This window comes from Virgibacillus carmonensis, assembly GCF_057836705.1.
In genome coordinates this window covers 1-505 of record NZ_JBYQFJ010000445.1, presented here as the reverse complement: position 1 = coordinate 505, position 505 = coordinate 1, and the positions used below count along the sequence as shown (strand labels likewise).

General features: G+C 38.2%; 1 protein-coding gene. It reads right to left on the bottom strand.

All coding sequences use genetic code 11. The annotated features are described in order from the left end of the window. Window positions 1-350, bottom strand: a 350-nt coding sequence (locus tag AC3G7N_RS22805; protein WP_489424369.1) for a hypothetical protein, incomplete at its 3' end; no start/stop codon positions are given. Between the last annotated feature and the right edge of the window lie 155 nt (window positions 351-505).

Below are 505 nucleotides of genomic sequence, written 5' to 3'. Positions count from 1 at the left end.
ACCAGTGCACGTGGGTTGGTACCGATCGCCAGTTTACAAATATTCGCATAGCTAACTTGTTTATACGTTGCTAGCAGGTTTTTCAATTCCTGTACTTTGCTGTCTGTTTTCAACTTTTCGATTTCCTGTTGATAAACAAACAATACATAATCATTTTGTGACATAGGGCTGAAATTAGTTGGATTCTCATCCATTACCAGGCAGCCCATGTATTGATATCCATACTGCAGTTGGCGGGTCAAAAGAATCGTATTTCTAAACTTTTGAAACAGTGTTGGACTTTTTGCTTTTAAATTATCAATTGCACTTTTAGCACCTTGCAAATCGTTGAAATTAGATGATATCAGCATGCGCGATCTCTCCCTTTTGTTATAAGTTTAATCCCATGGTTTTTCCAAGGTTAGTTTAGATACGAGTTCCTTATTTTGCTGTCTTTTCAGCTTGCGTAATTTTGCCCGCTCTTGACCAGTCTCGTTAAGAAATCGTTCTTCCTCCGTTTCTGGAA